Genomic DNA, 18,569 nt, shown 5'->3' on the forward strand with positions numbered 1-18,569 from the left:
GCCCTCGGGCGGCTTTTTGCTTTTGGCCGGGCCTTTCAGGCAGCCAGTCGCTGCTCGATGGCCGCCTTGGTGGCTGGCAGCTCCTTGGGCAGATGATGCGCCAGCTGCTGGAACAGCTCCGCATGCAGCTTCAGCTCCGCCTGCCATGCGGCCTTGTCGATGTGGGTGACCGTGGCGAACTGCTCGGCGCTGAAATCGAGGCCGGACCAGTTGAGGTCTTCGTACCGCGGGCTGACGCCGAACACATGCTCCTTGCCCTCGGCCTTGTCTTCGATGCGGTCGATCATCCACTTCAGCACACGCATGTTCTCGCCGTAGCCGGGCCAGACGAATTTGCCATCGGCGCCCTTGCGGAACCAGTTGGTCGTGTAGATCTTGGGCAGGCGGGCGCCCGCGGCCTCGAGCTTCTTGCCGAGGTCCAGCCAATGCTGGAAGTAGTCGCTCATGTTGTAGCCGGCGAAAGGCAGCATCGCGAACGGGTCGCGCCGTACGACACCCTGCTGGCCGCCAGCGGCTGCGGTGGTCTCGGAACCCATGGTCGCAGCCATGTAGACGCCCTCGATCCAGTTGCGCGCCTCGGTCACCAGCGGCACGGTGGTGGAGCGTCGGCCACCGAAAATGAAGGCATCGATCGCCACGCCCTTGGGGTCGTCCCAGGCGTCGTCGAGCGCTGGATTGTTGGCGGCGGCGACCGTAAAGCGCGCGTTCGGATGCGAGGCCTTGGCGCCGGTCTCCTTCGCGATGGCGGGCGTCCAGTCCTTGCCCTGCCAGTCGATCGCGTGGGCCGGGGGCTCGCCCATGCCTTCCCACCAGACGTCGCCATCGTCCGTCAGGGCCACGTTCGTGAAGATCACGTCGCGGTCCAGGCTGGCCATGCAGTTCGGATTGGTCTTGACGTTGGTTCCGGGCGCAACGCCGAAGTAGCCGGCCTCCGGGTTGATGGCGCGCAGCTTGCCGTCCGCACCGGGCTTGATCCAGGCGATGTCGTCGCCGATCGTCGTGACCTTCCACCCCTCGAACCCCGCCGGCGGGATCAGCATCGCGAAGTTGGTCTTGCCGCAGGCACTCGGGAAGGCCGCAGCCACGTGGTATTTCTTGCCCTCCGGATTGGTGACGCCGAGGATCAGCATGTGCTCTGCCAGCCAGCCTTCGTCGCGGCCCATGTTCGAGGCGATGCGCAGGGCGAAGCACTTCTTGCCCAGCAGCGCATTGCCGCCGTAGCCCGAGCCGTAGCTCCAGATCTCGCGGGTCTCGGGGTAGTGGACGATGTACTTGGTCTTGTTGCAAGGCCAGGCCACGTCCTTCTCGCCGGCCTGCAGCGGCGCGCCGACCGTGTGAACACAGGGAACGAAGTCGCCCTCGGCGCCCAGGACGTCGTACACGGCCTTGCCCATGCGGGTCATGATCTTCATGTTGACTGCTACATACGGGCTGTCGGACAGCTCGATGCCGATGTGGGCGATCGGCGAGCCCAGCGGGCCCATGCTGAACGGGACGACGTACATCGTGCGGCCCTTCATGCAGCCATCGAACAGCGGCTGCAGCGTGGCGCGCATCTCGGCCGGCGCCATCCAGTTGTTGGTGGGCCCGGCGGCTTCCTTTTTCTCGGAACAGATGAAGGTGCGATCTTCGACGCGGGCGACATCGCTCGGGTCAGAGGTGGCGAGGAAGGAGTTGGGCCGTTTCGCGGGGTTCAGTTTCTTGAAGGTGCCGGCGTCCACCAGCAACTGGCACAGGCGTTCGTATTCTTCCTGGCTGCCATCGCACCAGTGGATGGCTTCGGGCTTGCACAGCGCGGCCATGTCCGCGACCCAGGCGACCAGCTTGGTGTTCTTGACGTAGGCAGGTGCCTGTACGGCAAGGCCCTTCAGTGGTGCGTTCATAGAAACTCCTAAGTTGAAAAATCGTCTTTTCGAACGGGGCTGTGGCGCCGGGCCATCGAGGTCCGTTGGAGAAAACGTTTCAGTCTCGGGAGGATGGATCGTGCAGCCGGAGACGGGGCTCGCAATCCTCGAACGGCGGCAGCCTGCGGGGTGTCCGCCGCTGCCGCAGCCGGATGTCAGGCCAAGTAGACGGCGATGGAGGCCAGCAGGAGCATCAACACCCCGCCCGCCAGCGGCAGCACCAGGGGCATCAGGTGAACGATCGACTCGACCGCGTCGTCCTCGACGGCGGCGGCCTTGGCCGGTTCGACAGGAGTGGGATTGGACATGCTTATTCCTCGTGTACGCAAAACTGAGGCCATTTTACCGACGGACCCGCACGACGCGATCTAGGGGCTTGCCAGACCCTCAGCGCTGCTCGTCCGCCTCGAATCCAGCCGTGCGCAAGGCCTCGAGCACCATGGCCAGATGCGCACGTCCACGGGTCTGCAACACCAACTCGATATCCACGTTCTGCGCTGCCAGCATGGTGAAGGCGCGTTGGTGGTGCACCTCGTCGACGTTAGCGCCCGCTTCGGCGACAGTGGCCGTGATCTGGGCCAAGGAGCCGGGCACGTCGCGCGCGCTGACGCGCACGCGCGCAAGCCGGCCGGCGCGCACCATGCCGCGCTCGATGATTGCCGCCAGCAGCAGGGGGTCGATGTTTCCGCCCGAGAGCACCAGGCCGACCCGCTTGCCCTTGAAGCGCTCGGGATGCCGAATCAGCGCCGCCAGCCCGGCCGCACCCGCGCCCTCGACCAGCGTCTTCTCGATCTCGAGCAGCATGAGCACTGCCTGTTCGATGTCGCCCTCGTCGACCAGGAGCAGATCGTCCACCTGCGAGCCGATGATGGCCTGCGTCAGCACGCCCGGTGTGCCGACCGCGATGCCCTCGGCGATGGTGCTCTGCCCCGATGGATGATTTGTGCCCTGGACGGCATTGACCATCGCCGGAAAGCGCCGGGTCTGTACGCCCACGATCTCGATCCCGGGCTTGCGCGCCCGGGCAGCGAGCGCCATGCCCGCGATCAGGCCGCCGCCGCCCACCGAGACCACCAGCACATCGAGCTGCGGCACCGCGGCCAGCATCTCGAGCGCGACGGTGCCCTGGCCGGCGATGATCGCCTCGTCGTCGTAGGGGTGGACGAAGGCCAGGCCTTCCTGCTCCGCGAGCGCCAGGGCGTGGGCACGCGCTGCGTCCAGCGTGTCACCGTGCAGCACCACCTCGGCCCCGAACCCGCGGGTTCGCTCGATCTTCACGCCCGGCGTGAAGCGGGGCATGACGATCAGCGCCCTCAAGCCAAGACGCTGGGCATGGTAGGCCACGCCTTGGGCATGGTTGCCGGCCGACATCGCGATCACGCCCTGGACGCCCTTCTCGGAAAGATCGACCAGCTTGTTGCAGGCGCCGCGCTCCTTGAAGGAGGCAGTGAACTGCAGGTTCTCGAACTTGAGGAAGACCTGCGCCCCGACGATCTCTGAAAGCGTGCGCGATTCCACGCAGGGCGTATCGAGCACCTGGCCCTGCAGGCGCTCGGCGGCGCGTTCGATGTCGTCGATTCCAAGCATGGGCGGCATTGTGGGACGGAATCGCAACATCCGGGTTTTTACGGTGCCCGAGTCTTCCCGAAGGCAAAACTCTGCGCTATGGTCGCGATCAGTTTCCGATTCTGGTTTCTCCTAACTGGAGGTTGCTCGATGGTCAAGCGTTCCGGTGCCGATGTCGTGGCTGCGGCTTCCCGCGGTCATGCATTGCCGTCGCCCGGACTCAAGGAAGCGCCGGTGCTCGAGCTCATGTGCTCGCACTTCGTGCTCACCCTCGCGGCCAAGCAGGGGCCCCGCTTCAACGTGAGGCGCGACCTCAACGGCCTGCTCTCGCTGACCGGCCGGCACCTGGTCTGGCCCCTGCCCGTGCTGCAGCGCCTGCGCGAATTCCTCGGCCGCCGCTGCGCCGGCAACGAAGTGTGGAAAGGCGTCGAGCACTTCGATGGCCGCACGCTGCTGGAGCGTCACGGTGTGTGGCGCGGCCCCTACGAGGAGGGCACGCTCTTCTTCTATCTCGACGAGTACGCCAAGGACCAGCCGAAGGATCTGCTCTCGGTGCTCTCGGCCACGCGCGACTGGCTCACCCATGCGCTGCGCAAGCAGTCCACCCTGGTCGAGAAGAACATCGACGCGCTCGCAGGCCTCCTTCAGCTCAACAGGGCCGAGCGCGCGCTCCTGCTCTACGGCACGCTCGCGCGCTACCAGCGCGATCTGCGCTCGCTCTTGGTCGAGTTCAAGGTCAACAACGCGCCGGAAGCCTACGCCGCGATCGCCGAGGTGGCCGGTGTCGAAGCCAGCGACGTGGGCGAGGCACTGCGCGCCGGCTCGCGGCTCGAGCGAATCGGCCTGGTCGAAAACCTCATCTCCGAGCACAACATCACCGACCTGGCCGACCTCATGAAGGTCAGCGAGAAGCTGCCGCCGGTGCTGATGCGCGAATACCGCGACCACAACGAGCTGATGGCCGTGTTCACGCGGCCCTCCGCCAAGAGCGCGCTCGTGGTGCAGGACTTCAGCTTCGTGCAGGAAGATGCGCAGATGCTGATCACCCTGCTTTCCGCCGCGGTGGCGCGCAAGGAGCCGGGGGTCAACGTGCTGCTCTACGGTCCGCCCGGCACCGGCAAGACCGAGCTCGCGAAGGTCGTCGCCCAAGCCGCCGGCCTGGAGCTGTTCGAGGTCGAGTACGCCGACCGCGACGGCAACTCGCTCTCGGGCCGTGACCGATACCGGTCACTGCAGATCGCGCAGGTCTTCCTCAAGGGGAGCGCGCAGGCGGCATTGCTTTTCGACGAGGTCGAGGACGTGTTCCCGCCGATCAGCACCGAGGCGGCCCAGCTCATGGCGCGCGCCGAGCAGATTCCTGCATCCGCCAGCGGCAGCGTGAGCGGCAAGGCCTGGGTCAACCAGATCCTCGAGTCGAACGCGGTGCCCACGATCTGGGTGACCAACCGCATCGAGCAGATCGACCCCGCCTTCCGGCGCCGCTTCGCCTACCACCTCGAGCTCAAGTCGCCGCCGCCCGGTGCGCGCGAGCAACTGGTGCGCAAGACGCTCGAGGGCGTGGCTGTGTCCGATGCCTTTGCGGCGAAACTGGCTGCCCGCAAGGGCTTGACGCCTGCTCAGATCCGCACGGCGGTGCGCTTCGCGGGTCTTGCCATGTCGCAGGGCACTTCCATGGAAAGCCTGATCGAACGCCAGCTGCGCAATGCAGACCTTGCACTCGGCACGCAGGGCGGTCTGGGCGCGCGCCGCAGCGTGACCACTTACGACCTCGACATGCTCAACGTCGAGAGCCGCTTCGAGATCCCGCGCATCGTCGAGGCGCTCAAGGTGCGCGGCCACGGCACCCTGTGCTTCTACGGCGCGCCCGGCACCGGCAAGACGGCGCTGGCCGAGCACCTGTCACGCGCCATCGGCCGGCCGCTGATCATCAAGCAGGCGAGCGACCTGATGAGCAAGTACGTCGGCGAGACCGAGCAGAACATGGCCGCCATGTTCAAGGAGGCCGAGGCCGAAGAAGCCGTGCTCCTGCTCGACGAGGCCGACAGCTTCCTGCAGGACCGCCGCGGCGCACAGCGCACCTACGAAGTGACCGAGGTCAACGAGATGCTTCAGGGCATGGAACGCTTCGACGGCATCTTCGTCTGCACGACCAACCTGCTCGACCGCCTCGACCAGGCCGCGTTGCGGCGCTTTACGTTCAAGATCAAGTTCATGCCGCTGACGCCGGTGCAGCGCGAGCGCATGTTCTTGATCGAGGCGCTGGACGGCGACGCTGCCGGCCTGACGAGCGAACGGCAACAGCGCTTGGCCAGGCTGCCGCAGCTGTGTCCTGGCGATTTCGCGGCCGTCAAGCGCCAGACCGATATTCTTGGCGTCGCGTTCTCGGCAGACGAGTTCCTGGACCAGCTCGAGGCCGAGCACCGCATCAAGCCCGAGGTACGCGAATCGCGCAGCATGGGCTTCGTTCACTGAGACTGCGACCGGCGCATTGCGCGCCGGCGCGTGAGGGGGATACTTCATGGAGCTTCGATTGCAGCGGCTGGCTGCGCTGGTGACTGTGTGCGCGGCCGCCGCAGCAATGACGGCCTGCGGAGGTGGTGGCGGAGGCGGTGGCGGCGCCTTCATGCCCGTGGCCACGACCCCGCAGCGCCCGGCCGAGCCCGCGGCCGAGGACGATGCCATCGCCGCTTCCGCCAGCGTCGCGGGCCTTTGCGCCGCGCCGCGCAACGGCATCGACCCGGACACCGGCGCCGTCTTCCCCGACCGCAGCGGCACCACCGCCGACGAGAAGCGCTGGGTGCGCGGCTGGATCGACGAAACCTACCTCTGGTTCGACGAAGTGCCGGCCACTCTGGCATCGAAGGACTACGCCACGCCGATTGCCTGGTTCGACGTGCTCAGGTCACCTCGGCTCACCGCTTCCGGCCGAGCCAAGGACCGCTTTCACTTCACGCAGGGTACGGCCGCCTATCGCGCGCTGTCGCAAGGCGGTGTGGATGTGGGCTACGGCCTGGAACTGGCTTTCCTGAGCGCATCGCCGCCGCGTGACGTGCGCGTGGCCTACACCGAGCCCAACTCGCCCGCGGCGCAGGCGGGCATCGTGCGCGGCACGCGCGTCGTGGAAATCGATGGTGTCGACGTTGCCAACGGCGTCGACACGACCACGCTCAACGCAGGCCTGGCCCCGGCCCGCGAGGGCGAGGCGCACAGCTTCAGGCTGCGCGCGCCCGACGGCGCAGAGCGCACGCTCGCGCTGGCCGCCGCGCGTGTTACCCGCACTCCAGTGCAGAACGTGAAGACCATCGCGACCGCAAGCGGGCCGGTGGGGTACATGCAATTCAACGACCACCTCGCGACCGCGGAGGCGGCGCTGATAGCGGCCGTGAACCAACTGCAAAGCGCGGGCATCGCCGACCTGGTGATCGACATGCGCTACAACGGCGGCGGCCTGCTCGATGTTGCGAGCGAGCTGGCTGCCATGGTCAGCTCGCAGGGCGCGACCACCGGCGCCGTGTTCGAGCGCCTCGTTTTCAACAGCAAGAACCCTTTTCGCCTCGCGCCCGCGCAGGCCACCTTGCCCTTCCACGTGACTTCGCGCGGCTTTTCCACACCGGCCGGGCAGGTGCTGCCGCGCCTGGGCCTGTCGCGCGTCACCGTGCTCGCGGGCCCTGACACCTGCTCCGCCAGCGAATCGGTGATCAACAGCCTGCGTGGCGTCGGCGTCGCGGTCAACCTGATCGGCGGCCCCACCTGCGGCAAGCCCTATGGCTTCCTGCCGCAGGACAACTGCGGCACCACCTACTTCGCGATCCAGTTCCAGGGCGTCAACAACCAGGGCTTCGGCGACTACGGCGACGGCTTTGCGCCGACCTGCGTCGTGGCCGACGACTTCGATCACGCCTTGGGCGACCCTACCGAGGCGCGGCTCGCGGCGGCGTTGACCTTGCGCAGCAGCGGCGCGTGCCCGGCGTCGGAGTCGAGCAAGGCCGAACTGGCGTTGCGCAAGGCGGAGACCCAGGGCGCGCCGTATCTCATGCGATCGCCAGTCCGTGAAAACCGGCTGGTTGCCACGCTGCGCGCGACGCAGCCCTGACGCGAAACCGTGAATCTCCCATTCTGAAGAATTGTCGTTGCGAGAACTATTTTGACCTGAGTGTTTCTAGCATCCCCCGGCTGCAAATTGACAGCGATGTCTCATCGGAGGAAGCATGGGGAGAGTTCTCGACAAGAAGCTGGCGCGATGCGCGCTCGGCCTGGCATGGACCGTCGCACTCGCGGCATGCGGTGGTGGAGGCGGCGGCCCCATGTTTCCACCTTTCCTCACGGCTCCTGCCGCGCCCGGGGACTCTGCTTCGGTTCCGGTGCCGACGGCCGCCGAGGACCCGGTCGCGTCCTCTCCGGCTGTGCCTCCCCTGGACCCCGCTGCGCCCTTGCAGCCCGCCAATCCTCCAACGGCAGTGCCCGAGGCGCCGGTCGTCCCACCAGCGCCTCCAGCGCCCGAGCCTCGGGAAGACATCGTCAAGTCATCCGACGTGGCCGCCCAATGCGCCGCGCCGCGAACCGGCATCGATCCGTCGACCGGCGCCGCGTTCACCGATTTGCAAGGCACGCTGGCTCTCGAAAAGAGTTGGGTGCGCGGCTGGATCGATGAAACCTATCTGTGGTACGACGAAGTGCCCACCTATCTGCTCGCGAAAGACTACGCGACACCCGTCACCTATTTCGACGTCCTGAAAACGCCGAAGCTCACTGCGTCAGGCAAACCCAAGGACCGCTTCCATTTCACCGCCAACACGGAGCAGGCGCGCGCACTTTCGCAGAACGGCACCGAAATCGGCTATGGCATGCAACTCGCCTTCATCAGCGCCTCGGCGCCGCGCGACATCCGCGTCGCATTCACCGAGCCGGGTTCTCCGGCGGCACAGGCCGCTGTGGCTCGTGGGGATCGGTTGATCGAGATCGACGGCATCGATGCCGTGAACGGGACGGAGGTCGACTCGCTGAATGCCGCGATCGCGCCCCAGCGCGCAGGAGTACAGCACAGCTTCAAGCTGCGGGCGAACGATGGCACCGAGCGCATCCTCACGCTCGCGTCGGCGTCGATTACTCGCGATCCCGTGCCGACGCTCAACGCCTTCACCCTCCCCGGCGGCAAGCGTGTCGGCTACATGCTTTTCAACGAACACATTGCGACAGCCGAATACTGGCTCACCGCCACGATGGAGCTATTCCAGTCCATCGGCATCACCGATCTCGTGATCGACATGCGCTACAACGGCGGCGGGTATCTCGACATTGCGAGCCAGCTGGCCTACATGGTGAGCTCCAGCGCGGCGACCCAGGGCAAGACCTTCGAGCGGCTTCAGTACAACCGCAAGAATCCGTTTCAGCTGACGCCAGAGCAGACCATCGTGCCCTTCCATCCCACGGCCCTCGGATTCTCGGAGGATGCGGGGCTCCCTATGAGTGCGGGGTACGCCTTGCCGCAACTCGGGCTGTCCCGCGTCACAGTGCTGAGTGGCCCCGACACCTGCTCGGCCAGTGAGTCCGTCGTCAACAGCCTGCGAGGCATCGGCATCACGGTCGACCTGGTCGGCGGCGGCACGTGCGGCAAGCCCTACGGATTCACCCCGCAGGACAACTGCGGCACCAGTTACTACGCGATCCAGTTCCAGGGCGTCAACGACAAGGGCTTCGGCGATTACGGCGATGGCTTCAAGCCGACCTGTGCGGTGGTGGACGACTTCACGCACGCGCTCGGCGATCCAAAGGAAGCGCGGCTTGCAGTGGCATTGCATCTGCTCGGCGGCGGCGTCTGCCCCACACCGCCATCGTCGGTCAGCAAGGGTGACATTGCCATGCGCAAGGCCGAAGCCGAGCGCGTGCCTTACCTGGTGCGCTCTCCGATCCTCGAGAACCGGCTGCTCCGGCCCGGCCGCTAGCCAGGCTAGAACGCGGCGCAGACCCTGAGCACATCCGCCCCGTAGGCATCCAGCTTCTTGCTGCCGATCCCGCTCAGGCCTTGCAGGTCCTCGAGTGTGCCCGGTGCCCGCTCGGCAATCGCGGCGAGCGTGGCGTCGTGAAAGATCACGTAGGCCGGCAGGTTGTGCTCGCGCGCCACCTCCCCGCGCCAGGCCTTCAGCGCGGCGAAGCGTGCCTGGCCCGCCATGTCCAACGTGGCCGCTGCGGGCGAGGGCGCGCCGCGCGCCGGCTTGTCGCGCCGTGACTTCTTCCGATCGGCTGGTGACGACACCGACTCGCGCAGCAGCACTTGCATCTCGCCCTTCAGCACCGCGCGCGAGCCTTCGGTGAGCTGCAGGGTGTTGAAGGCCTGTGAATCGACCGACAGCGCGCCGGTGGCGATCAGCTGGCGCATCACGCCGCGCAGCTGTGCCTCGCTGAACTCGCTGCCGAGGCCGAACGTGCTGAGCTTCGCATGGCCGAACTGCGTCACCTTCTCCGTGGTCTTGCCGCGAAGAATGTCCATGATGTGGCCGGCCCCGAAGCTGATGCCGCTGTGCTGCTGCACGCGGTAGATGGTCGACAGCAGCTTGCGTGCCGCGTCCGTGCCGTCCCACACCTGCGGCGGGTTCAGGCAGTTGTCGCAGTTGCCGCAGACTGTGCTGTGCTCGCCGAAGTAGTTCAGTAGCCGCACCCGCCGGCAGTCGCTGGCCTCGGCCAGCGAGAGCAGCGCGTCGAGCTTGCCGCGCATCACCTGCTTGAACTCCTCGCCGGCAGGGCTCTCGTCGATCATGCGGCGCTGGTTCACCACATCCTGCAGGCCGTAGGTCATCCACGCGTCGGCCGGCGCGCCGTCGCGGCCGGCGCGACCTGTCTCCTGGTAGTAGCCCTCGATGTTCTTCGGCATGTCGAGGTGGGCCACGAAGCGCACGTCCGGCTTGTCGATCCCCATGCCGAAGGCAATGGTCGCCACCATCACGATGCCTTCGTCACGCAAAAAGCGATCCTGATGTTTCTGGCGCACCGCGGCATCGAGCCCGGCGTGGTAGGGCAGGGCCTCGACGCCGGCGTCGCGCAGGGTCTGGGCCGTGTCCTCGACGCGTTTGCGCGACTGGCAATACACCACGCCCGCGTCGCCCTCGTGCTCGCGCTCGATGAAGCGCAAGAGCTGCGTGGTCGGGTCCTTCTTCTCGACGATCGTGTAGCGGATGTTCGGCCGGTCGAAGCTGGAGACGAACTGGCGCGCCTCCTCGAGCTGCAGCCGCTCCACGATGTCGGCGCGCGTCAGCGCGTCGGCGGTGGCGGTGAGCGCGATGCGCGGCACGCCGGCATAGCGCTCGTGCAGCACCGTCAGCGCGCGGTACTCGGGCCGGAAGTCGTGGCCCCATTGGCTCACGCAGTGCGCTTCGTCGATCGCGAACAGCGACAGCTTGCCGCGCTGATGCAGTTCGTCGAGCTGCGAGAGAAAGCGCGGCGTCGTCACCCGTTCGGGCGCCGCGTAGAGCAAGGTGATCTCGCCACGCAACATGCGGCGCTCGACGTCCTGCGTCTCTTGCCAATCGAGCGTGGAGTTGAGAAAGGCCGCATTGACGCCGGCCTCGTGCAGGGCGCCCACCTGGTCGTGCATCAGCGCGATCAACGGCGAAACGACGACCGTCACGCCGCGGCCGGCGCGCTGCCGCGCGATCGCGGGGATCTGGTAGCACAGCGACTTGCCGCCGCCGGTGGGCATCAGCACCAGCGCGTCGGCTCCGGCGGTGACGTTCTCGATGATGGCTTGTTGATGGCCGCGGAATTCGGCGTAGCCGAAGACGTCGCGAAGGATCTGCGACAACTCGCGATCGGATGATGGGGACGGCAAGACGGACACGGGCGTGGCACCGATGGCGTGAAGATTCTCGGGGGAGGACGGACTGGCACCGCATTGGGCGCCGAAAGCTGATTGTCGCTTCAGCCGCCGCCACAAAAGGTCAGGCTTTCCGGCGGAGTGCCGGGGAGACGATTGTTACCAACTAGCCAAGTGGATTTCCTTTGTTCGATCTGATGAGGAGACGGGCTCATGAGTAGGGAAGACTATGTCGAGCTGGTTCAGGATCTTTGCGAGGAGCTGGGGCTCGCCGACGCCAGCGAGTTCCTGGGTCGCGGCTTGCTTCGGGTGGACGACACGCTGATCGCCATCGAGTACATCGAGGAGCGCGACGAGATCCGCCTGCTGGCGGACCTCGACGAGTTCGAGGAGGGCGTCGACAGGGGCGAGATGCTCCAACTGCTCCTGGAGCTCAACCTCGGCAACGCCGGCTTCTATTTGCCCGCCTTCAGCCTGCACCCTGAGAGCGATCACCCCGTGTTGGCCCACCACATTCCCCTGCCGGTATTGCTGGAGGAAGACGTCGATCTGGCATTCGTGCTCACGGAGAGGCTGGTCCCCTTGCTGGACGATTCGAAGCTCAGGTTGAGGGAGGCACTCGACAGCAAATCTTCAAGCGCCGGCCCCTTGCCGCTTCCTGGTTCGTTGGTCTGACAAGCAAGGGATGCGTGTGAGCAGGGAAGACTACGTCGAGCTGGTACAAGATTTCTGCAAAGACATCGACTTCGAAGAAGCAGGCGAGTTGCTGCACCAAGGTGTCCTGCAATTGGACGATGCGCTCATCGGCATCGAGTACCTGGAAGAAAGAAATGAGGTTCGCCTGCTCATGGACCTCGGGGACATGGAGGCGGAAGAAGACAGGGCAGCGCTGTTTTCCCTGTTACTGGAATTCAACTCGAGCAACAACGGTCTGTACTTGCCGATCTTCAGCATTCATCCCGAGACCGGGCACGCGATCGTTGCGTATCACCTGCCCCTGAAGATCCTGCGCGGCCAAAACATCGGCCTCGCCTTCGTGCTCGACGAGCAGTTGATCCCGCTGCTCGACGACTGGAAGTCTGCCATTCGACAAGCGCTCAGCCATGTGCGCTCCGGCAGCCAAGCTTTTCCTCCACTCGGAACATTTGCCTGAACGAAAGGACGCTTCTTATGAAACCCCTCAGTCTCACACCCAGTGTCCGGCACATCGTGGACCATGGTGACAGCTCGACGAGCCGAACCAGAGAAGGGACTCCCCGGGGAGGCAAGCTTGTCAAGCGGTCGGCTGTTCTTTTCGACACGCCGGCTGCGCGGGCCCTCGCCCGCAGCAACGCCGATGAACGCGGCTTCCTCGAGCACGCCGAAGAACTCAAGGCGTCTGATCTGTTTCCGCCCGCGCCCGACGACGACGCCGCGCATCAGGTGGAGTCCCGGCAGGCGGTTTCCTTCGGAATCGACCTGCAGACATTGAAGGAACAAAAAACAAAGGGTGAGGCAGCGTTTGATCGGCATTACCAACTGGCAAAGCGGCTGGAGACGAAAAAAGCCAGGAGCAAGCGCTACGAGAAAATAGCCCTGCTCGATCGCGACGGCAAGCCTCGAAACGAGTTCGAAGTGGTCAGAACGAAGGAGACCGGAGTTCAGCGCTTCGCGGGCTGGCAGACCAAAAAAGGAGCGGCGGTACAGAAGGCTGTCAACCGTACACGCGACCTTTGGCGCGAATTGGCCGGAACAGAACGCAAGTACGGCAGCAATTACCTGAGCACCGAGGGCACTGAAGGTCTGGTGACTGGCGCCAAGGTCGTGCCGCTGGAAAACGCTGGGGCGGCCCTTGGCGGAATCGCGCAAGCCGACCGCATTGTTGGCGCCGCCAGCGCGGGGTTGGACCCGCCAGCCATCGCGGCCGGCGCGGGCGTGGTCGGCAACACGCTGGGCCTTGTCGCGCCGGTGCTGGTGGCGGCCAATGCCGTCGCCGCGACGGTCGCTGTCTCATCGCTCATGAGCGACCGGGACAAGGCCAATGCGGACCTGCTGCACAGTTTCAAGGATGCCAGGCGCTACGTTGACTACCTTGAAAGAGCCACCCCCGAGGAGTCGGACCTGTTCCTGGACTTCGACGAAGCCGCCCAGAAGCTGTTCTCTCCGACCCGGCAAGAACGCGCGAACATGGCCGCGGCCCAGGCTGGCGCCGCCAACCAGGCGGGTGTTCAGCCCTTGGCTGCCGGCGTGTTGGCAGGCACGGCGATCACCCACCTGGCCGCGCCCGCGCTTGCGATCTCGGGCCCTGGCGCCCTGGTCCTGGCACCGGTGGCCGCTGTCGGTGCGGCCATCGATGTTTACAAGGCGTACCAGGAACGCCAGGGCCAGTTGAGCAGGAAGGAACAGGCCGAGCTGCGCAAGACTGCCATGGAGGCCGTCCTGGAGGCCAACCCGGGGCATTCCGAGTACGCGCTGCTGGCGGGCATCGTGCAGGGCTTGGGCGGATGGCAGGACAAGTTGGTTGATCAGTCGGAATGGGGGGAGAGTTTCGCCGAAGCTCACCTCGGCACGGCTGGTGGGACCCTGGGCGGAATGGCGTCACTGACGGTGGCCGGAGGTCTGGTCCTGGGCGGCGTCCTCACCGCACCGTTGCTCGGTCCGGTCGCGGTATTGGCTGCTGCGCCTGGGGCCGTTTGGGGAGGTGTGTCAGCCAGGCGCACCTACGTGGAACATCGAATCGAGCACAAGTCCAAGTGGCGCCAGCGGGCCGCGCGCGTCCTGGGCTTCGAACTGTCCCGCGAGGCTTTGGAGGAGAACCTGGCGGAAGACCGCCGGCTGAACATGAATTTCCAGGAAGGCGAGTACCTGCCTGCAGAGGAGCGCTTCGCCGGCGGCCGAGAGATGTTGTTCGATGCCCGAAACAACGAGTACCTGGGACTTCACGCGTTGGCGCTTCGGGTCCAGGATCTGGTCCGGGAGGGCAGGTACGACGCAGACTCTCCCTTCATCCAGCTTCTGCACGTCATCGGCATCGACGCGGTCAGGCTGCTGGCCATCTGCAAGGCGGCCTCTGCCAGGCCGGCGGATATGCAACTGGACTACATCCAGTCGAGGATTGCACCCAGGCTGGACATGAAATTGCGAATGCAGGGCGAGCTTCGGCAGCAGGCCCTGCCCCATGTGTCGCACTTTCTCGGGCATTTCCGGAGAGCTGTGTCGACTGTCCGTGCGCGCTACGAAACGGGAAACGGTTCGGCTGATCTACATGCAGAAATTCGGAAGGAGCTGGCAGCGTTCTATCCCGATGCGCAGGCGGGCTTGCAGGCTTTCGACACTGCCATCAGCGCTTTCCTGGCAAAAACGCAGCCCAAAAACCTTCCTGAGACGCCGTTTCTGAAAATTCTGAAGGGCTTCGCTAACTATTCGGCAGGGCTCCAGGCGGCTCGCGGAGAGTCCGACGGTCCTGTGAAGCAGAGGGCTGCCGAGAAAGAACGCGCCATGAAAGAGATCAATGCTCTTGTCGAAGAACTGGAAAGCTTCGCTTCTGCGGAGCAGGCCGATGCGATCAGGTTGACACAACCCTGAGGGCCTGCGCCTGGAATTGCGCGCAGCCGCCGCGCGGCGTTGCGAATGGCGAGGCGCTGCGTGTGTGGCACGAGCCTTGCTGTCCCGGTGCCAGCCTGCGCCTGCGCAGGCTGCCGACGAGCCCACGTGCACCGGACCCGAGCGCGCGAAGTCATGAAAATGTGCCGCGTTGGGGTTTGCCTGTATATACAGGTGCATCGCACGCCGGCACCATGCCTGCGTGCCGCGTGTGTCACGCAGGGCGAGTCCAAGTTTTTACGAACGCAACAGGAGTACCCAGATGGTCGACACCCTCGCCAGAACCGCGTCGCTGCTCGCGGCAGGCCTTTGCGCCGCAGCCATGGCGGCAAGCGCCCATGCCCAGGACGCCAAGATCACCCTCGGCATGTCCGGCTGGACAGGCTTCGCGCCGCTCTCGCTCGCCGACAAGGCCGGCATCTTCAAGAAGAACGGGCTCGACGTGGAGCTCAAGATGATCCCGCAGAAGGACCGGCACCTGGCCCTGGCCTCCGGCGCCATCCAGTGCGCGGCCACCACCGTCGAGACGCACGTGGCCTGGAACGCGAACGGCGTGCCCATCGTGCAGATCTTCCAGATGGACAAGTCCTACGGCGCCGACGGCATCGCGGTGCGCAACGACGTCAAGTCCTTTGCCGACCTCAAGGGCAAGACCATCGGCGTGAGCGCACCCGGCACCGCACCTTACTTCGGCCTGGCCTGGATGCTGAGCAAGAACGGCATGACGCTGAAGGACGTGAAGACCGTCTCGCTCGAGCCCCAGCCTGCGGCCCAGGCCTTCGTGGCCGGCCAGAACGACGCCGCCATGACCTACGAGCCCTATCTTTCGACCGTGCGCGCCAACCCGCAGGCCGGCAAGATCCTGGCCACCACGCTGGACTACCCGATGGTGATGGACACCGTCGGCTGCGCGCCCACCTGGCTCAAGGCCAACGCCAAGGCCGCGCAGGCTTTGACCAACTCCTACTTCGAAGCGTTGGAGATGATCAAGAGCGACCCGGCCAAGTCCAACGAACTCATGGGCTCGGCCGTCAAGCAGGGCGGCGAGCAGTTCGCCAAGTCCTCGGCCTACCTGCGCTGGCAGGACAAGGCGGCCAACCAGAAGTTCTTCGCGGGCGAGCTCACCCAGTTCATGAAGGACTCGGTGCCGATCCTGCTGGAGGCCGGCGTGATCCGCAAGGCGCCCGAGGATCTCTCGGCGACCTTCGACGCGAGCTTCATCAAGTAAGTGCGCTGAGCACGAAGCTGGCCCGGCCACTGCCATGCAAGCGACCACCGCCGTCCCCACCGCTGCGCCTGCAGCACCTGCCGCCATGCCGGTCATGGCAGCGCCCCGTCGGCGCCGCGGCATGGCGCCGCTCGAACCCGTCAGCCCACGCGCGCGCTGGATGCTGGGCCTGGGCTTCTTCGTGCTGTTCTTCGCGGTCTGGGCTGCGTTCACGCTGGGCGGTTTCGTGCCGCCCACCTTCCTCGCGAGCCCGGTGACGATGGTGAAGGAGGGCTACGGCCTCTTCACCGAATACAACTTCATCCACGACATCGGCATGACGGTGTGGCGCGTGGTCGGCGGCTTCGTGCTGGCCGCCATCGTCGCGGTGCCGCTGGGCATCGCCATGGGCGCCTACAAGCCCATCGAGGCCTTCTTCGAGCCTTTCGTCTCCTTCTGCCGCTACCTGCCGGCCTCGGCCTTCATCCCGTTGCTCATTCTCTGGGCCGGCATCGGCGAGGCGCAGAAGCTGCTGGTGATCTTCATCGGCTCGGTGTTCCAGATCACGCTGATGGTCGCCGTGACCGTGGGCGGCGCGCGCCGCGACCTCGTGGAGGCGGCCTACACGCTGGGCGCCAACAGCCGCGGCATCGTCGCGCGCGTGATGATCCCGGGCGCCGCACCGGGCATCGCCGAGACCTTGCGCCTGGTGCTGGGCTGGGCCTGGACCTACGTCATCGTGGCAGAGCTGATCGGCTCCTCCTCTGGCATCGGCCACATGATCACCGACAGCCAGGCGCTGCTCAACACCGGGCAGATCATCTTCGGGATCATCGTCATCGGCGTGATCGGGCTGGTCTCGGACTTCGTCTTCAAGTTCGTCAACCGGCGCCTCTTCGCCTGGAGCACGCTGTGATGCAAAGCAAGCTTTCGATCCGCGGCGTGTCTCGCACCTTCACCGGCAACCGTGGCCAGCGCACGCAGGCCCTGCTGCCCATCGACTTCGACGTGCGCGAGAACGACTTCGTCACCATCCTCGGCCCCTCGGGTTGCGGCAAGTCCACGCTGCTGCGCATCGTGGCGGGTCTCGACGACCCGAGCGAAGGCCGCGTGCTGCTCGACGGCCAGCCCATCGAAGGGCCGGGCGCCGACCGCGGCATGGTGTTCCAGAGCTACACGCTCTTCCCCTGGCTCACCATCGCGCAGAACATCCGCTTCGGCCTGCGCGAGCGCGGCATGGGCGACGCCGAGCAGAAGGAGCGCAGCGACTACTTCATCGCCAAGGTCGGCCTGCGCGGCTTCGAGAGCCACTACCCCAAGCAACTCTCGGGCGGCATGCAGCAGCGCACAGCGATCGCGCGTGCGCTCGCCAACGACCCCAAGATCCTGCTGCTCGACGAGCCCTTCGGCGCGCTCGACAACCAGACCCGCGTGCTGATGCAGGAGCTGCTGCTCGGCATCTGGGAATCAGCGCAGAAGACCGTGCTCTTCGTCACCCACGACATCGACGAAGCCATCTTCATGGCCAACCGCGTGGCGGTGTTCAGCGCACGGCCAGGCCGCATCAAGAGCGAGATCGCGGTCGACTTCCCGCATCCGCGGCACTACACGATCAAGACTTCGCCCGAGTTCATGGCCATCAAGGCGCGCCTGACCGAGGAGATCCGGGCGGAGTCGATGGCCGCGGCCGAACACTGAAGAACGAAGACAAGCCATGAGCACCAGCGCCAAGCACCGCAGCAGCACGACCGGGCACCGAGCCGCGGCGCCGGTGCAGCCTGCGCTGGCGCTTTACGAGCAGGTCAAGTCCTTCATCACCCACAAGATCCAGGACGGCTCCTGGCCCGCCGGCCACCGACTGCCTTCGGAAAGCGAACTGGTCGCGAAGTTCGGCGTGGCGCGCATGACCGTCAACCGCGCGCTGCGCGAGCTGATGGAGCAGGGCCGCATCGTGCGCGTGGCCGGCGTGGGCAGCTTCGTGGCCGAGGACAAGCCGCAGTCCACGCTGCTGCAGATCGCCAACATCGCGAGCGAGATCCGCGCCCGCGGGCACGACTATCGCTGCAAGTTCCTCGTCGCAGAGCGCATTGCGGCCTCGCCCGACGTCGCCGTGTGGCTCGACCTGCGGCCCGGCGAGTCGGTGTTCCACACCGTCTGCCTGCACCTGGAGAACAACCTGCCCGTTCAGCTGGAAGACCGCCACGTCAATCCGCGCATGGTGCCCGCCTTCCTGGAGCAGGATTTCTCGGCCACTTCGCCCAGCGAGTACCTGGTGCGCAACGTGCCGTTCGACCAGATCGAGCATGTGGTCGACGCCGTATTGCCCACGCCCGAGCAGGCGCAGCGGCTCGACATGCCGGCCAGCGACCCGTGTCTGCTGCTGACGCGGCGCACCTGGTCGCGCAGCACGCCGGTCACCATGGTGCGCTGCCTGCATCCGGCCTCTCGCTACCGGCTGGGCAGCCGCTTCCGCGCGGACGGCAACCCGAGCTTCGGCTGAACG

Annotated in this window: 14 protein-coding genes; 10 read left to right on the forward strand and 4 right to left on the reverse strand. The window is 66.0% G+C overall.

Features of this window, described 5'->3' with window-relative positions; translation table 11 throughout:
• Positions 1 to 35 precede the first annotated feature (35 nt).
• The 3 genes from G3W89_RS01260 to G3W89_RS01265 form a co-directional block, all read right to left on the reverse strand.
• Positions 36 to 1,883 carry a phosphoenolpyruvate carboxykinase (GTP) gene (locus G3W89_RS01260; protein WP_162572408.1) on the reverse strand — a complete coding sequence of 616 codons (1,848 nt, stop codon included), beginning with the start codon at positions 1,881 to 1,883 and terminating at the stop codon, positions 36 to 38.
• Positions 1,884 to 2,059: 176 nt separating this feature from the next.
• A complete protein-coding gene (locus G3W89_RS32925; protein ID WP_174258224.1) occupies positions 2,060 to 2,212 on the reverse strand; it encodes a hypothetical protein in 153 nt (50 codons plus the stop codon).
• 79 nt (positions 2,213 to 2,291) lie between these two features.
• The gene (locus tag G3W89_RS01265; protein ID WP_174258225.1) at positions 2,292 to 3,491 is read right to left on the reverse strand and encodes a threonine ammonia-lyase; all 1,200 of its coding nucleotides are present in this window, start codon (positions 3,489 to 3,491) and stop codon (positions 2,292 to 2,294) included.
• 129 nt (positions 3,492 to 3,620) lie between these two features.
• Between G3W89_RS01265 and G3W89_RS01270 the strand changes: the two genes are divergently transcribed.
• The 3 genes from G3W89_RS01270 (at position 3,621) to G3W89_RS01280 (ending at position 9,412) form a co-directional block, all read left to right on the forward strand.
• Positions 3,621 to 5,942 (forward strand): ATP-binding protein, encoded by a 2,322-nt coding sequence (locus G3W89_RS01270; protein WP_162572410.1) that lies wholly within the window; start codon positions 3,621 to 3,623, stop codon positions 5,940 to 5,942.
• A gap of 46 nt (positions 5,943 to 5,988) precedes the next feature.
• Complete coding sequence (locus G3W89_RS01275) at positions 5,989 to 7,563, forward strand: S41 family peptidase (protein ID WP_162572411.1); 1,575 nt, start codon at positions 5,989 to 5,991, stop codon at positions 7,561 to 7,563.
• A 115-nt stretch (positions 7,564 to 7,678) separates the two neighbouring features.
• Positions 7,679 to 9,412 carry a S41 family peptidase gene (locus G3W89_RS01280; protein WP_232076257.1) on the forward strand — a complete coding sequence of 578 codons (1,734 nt, stop codon included), beginning with the start codon at positions 7,679 to 7,681 and terminating at the stop codon, positions 9,410 to 9,412.
• A gap of 5 nt (positions 9,413 to 9,417) precedes the next feature.
• Here the strand turns inward: G3W89_RS01280 and recQ are convergent, their stop codons facing one another.
• On the reverse strand, positions 9,418 to 11,265 hold the full coding sequence (gene recQ, locus G3W89_RS01285) for a DNA helicase RecQ (RefSeq protein WP_162572412.1): 1,848 nt from the start codon (positions 11,263 to 11,265) through the stop codon (positions 9,418 to 9,420).
• A gap of 225 nt (positions 11,266 to 11,490) precedes the next feature.
• Between recQ and G3W89_RS01290 the strand changes: the two genes are divergently transcribed.
• The 7 genes from G3W89_RS01290 (at position 11,491) to hutC (ending at position 18,566) form a co-directional block, all read left to right on the forward strand.
• Positions 11,491 to 11,952: a CesT family type III secretion system chaperone gene (locus tag G3W89_RS01290; RefSeq protein ID WP_162572413.1), complete on the forward strand. Its 462-nt coding sequence runs from the start codon at positions 11,491 to 11,493 to the stop codon at positions 11,950 to 11,952.
• Between the two features lie 16 nt (positions 11,953 to 11,968).
• The gene (locus G3W89_RS01295; protein ID WP_162572414.1) at positions 11,969 to 12,430 is read left to right on the forward strand and encodes a CesT family type III secretion system chaperone; all 462 of its coding nucleotides are present in this window, start codon (positions 11,969 to 11,971) and stop codon (positions 12,428 to 12,430) included.
• 17 nt (positions 12,431 to 12,447) lie between these two features.
• Positions 12,448 to 14,841 carry a hypothetical protein gene (locus G3W89_RS01300; RefSeq protein ID WP_162572415.1) on the forward strand — a complete coding sequence of 798 codons (2,394 nt, stop codon included), beginning with the start codon at positions 12,448 to 12,450 and terminating at the stop codon, positions 14,839 to 14,841.
• 280 nt (positions 14,842 to 15,121) lie between these two features.
• The gene (locus G3W89_RS01305; protein ID WP_162572416.1) at positions 15,122 to 16,087 is read left to right on the forward strand and encodes an ABC transporter substrate-binding protein; all 966 of its coding nucleotides are present in this window, start codon (positions 15,122 to 15,124) and stop codon (positions 16,085 to 16,087) included.
• 85 nt (positions 16,088 to 16,172) lie between these two features.
• Complete coding sequence (locus G3W89_RS01310; RefSeq protein ID WP_443083192.1) at positions 16,173 to 16,982, forward strand: ABC transporter permease; 810 nt, start codon at positions 16,173 to 16,175, stop codon at positions 16,980 to 16,982.
• A complete protein-coding gene (locus tag G3W89_RS01315) occupies positions 16,982 to 17,764 on the forward strand; it encodes an ABC transporter ATP-binding protein (RefSeq protein WP_162572418.1) in 783 nt (260 codons plus the stop codon). Before G3W89_RS01310 ends, G3W89_RS01315 begins: the two co-directional genes overlap by 1 nt.
• A gap of 16 nt (positions 17,765 to 17,780) precedes the next feature.
• Positions 17,781 to 18,566 (forward strand): histidine utilization repressor, encoded by a 786-nt coding sequence (gene hutC / locus G3W89_RS01320; RefSeq protein WP_162572419.1) that lies wholly within the window; start codon positions 17,781 to 17,783, stop codon positions 18,564 to 18,566.
• Positions 18,567 to 18,569 lie beyond the last annotated feature (3 nt).

This window comes from Variovorax sp. PBL-H6, assembly GCF_901827155.1.
Lineage (GTDB): Bacteria > Pseudomonadota > Gammaproteobacteria > Burkholderiales > Burkholderiaceae_C > Variovorax.

Coding starts and splice junctions, on each gene's coding strand:
- G3W89_RS01315 (WP_162572418.1), top strand. CDS start 16,982: ATGCAAAGCAAGCTTTCGATCCGCGGCGTGTCTCGCACCTTCACCGGC.
- hutC (WP_162572419.1), top strand. CDS start 17,781: ATGAGCACCAGCGCCAAGCACCGCAGCAGCACGACCGGGCACCGAGCC.
- G3W89_RS01275 (WP_162572411.1), top strand. CDS start 5,989: ATGGAGCTTCGATTGCAGCGGCTGGCTGCGCTGGTGACTGTGTGCGCG.
- G3W89_RS01260 (WP_162572408.1), bottom strand. CDS start 1,883: ATGAACGCACCACTGAAGGGCCTTGCCGTACAGGCACCTGCCTACGTC.
- G3W89_RS01300 (WP_162572415.1), top strand. CDS start 12,448: ATGAAACCCCTCAGTCTCACACCCAGTGTCCGGCACATCGTGGACCAT.
- G3W89_RS01280 (WP_232076257.1), top strand. CDS start 7,679: ATGGGGAGAGTTCTCGACAAGAAGCTGGCGCGATGCGCGCTCGGCCTG.
- G3W89_RS01310 (WP_443083192.1), top strand. CDS start 16,173: ATGCCGGTCATGGCAGCGCCCCGTCGGCGCCGCGGCATGGCGCCGCTC.
- G3W89_RS01290 (WP_162572413.1), top strand. CDS start 11,491: ATGAGTAGGGAAGACTATGTCGAGCTGGTTCAGGATCTTTGCGAGGAG.
- G3W89_RS01270 (WP_162572410.1), top strand. CDS start 3,621: ATGGTCAAGCGTTCCGGTGCCGATGTCGTGGCTGCGGCTTCCCGCGGT.
- G3W89_RS01305 (WP_162572416.1), top strand. CDS start 15,122: ATGGTCGACACCCTCGCCAGAACCGCGTCGCTGCTCGCGGCAGGCCTT.
- G3W89_RS32925 (WP_174258224.1), bottom strand. CDS start 2,212: ATGTCCAATCCCACTCCTGTCGAACCGGCCAAGGCCGCCGCCGTCGAG.
- G3W89_RS01265 (WP_174258225.1), bottom strand. CDS start 3,491: ATGCTTGGAATCGACGACATCGAACGCGCCGCCGAGCGCCTGCAGGGC.